General features: G+C 77.4%; 1 pseudogene. It reads right to left on the minus strand.

What is annotated here, in order from left to right:
* Window positions 1–487 (minus strand): annotated as a pseudogene (locus FV222_RS28890) (RNA methyltransferase); the annotation flags it as partial.

The raw sequence follows: 487 nt of genomic DNA on the forward strand, positions 1-487 counted from the left end.
GCGTGGCGCGCACCCCGGCCTCGACGGGGCCGTGGCCGCGCAGGTCCACGTCGAGCCCGGCCTCGGTCGCGGTCACCGCGACGTCGAGGGGCTTTCGCCCGTGGCCGAGGGGGGCGCTGAGCGCCCGCGCGACCTCGGGGGCGCGGTGCAGGGCCGGCACGGTGATCGGGCAATGGTCGATCGCCACCAGGGCGTGGCTGCGCGCGGCCATCAGCCCGGCCTCGGCCCGGCCCTCGACCTCGCGGACGTGCAGGGTGATGCGGCGGCGGCCTTCGCCATGCGCATCCACCAGCGGATCGAGGGGGCGGTCGAGCCCGGCCTGCGCCAGGGCGTTGGCGACCTGCCCGGATTTCCACGCGGCGTAAGGCGCAGGCGCCAGGTGCTGGGTCGCGCAGCCGCCGCAGCGGGTGAAATACGGGCAGATCGGCGCGATCCGGTCGGGCGAGGGCGCCTCGATGCCGAGAAGCTCGCCGCGCGCGCCGTCGCG

Origin of the sequence: Methylobacterium sp. WL103 (assembly GCF_008039885.1) — a bacterium.
GTDB lineage: Bacteria > Pseudomonadota > Alphaproteobacteria > Rhizobiales > Beijerinckiaceae > Methylobacterium > Methylobacterium cerastii.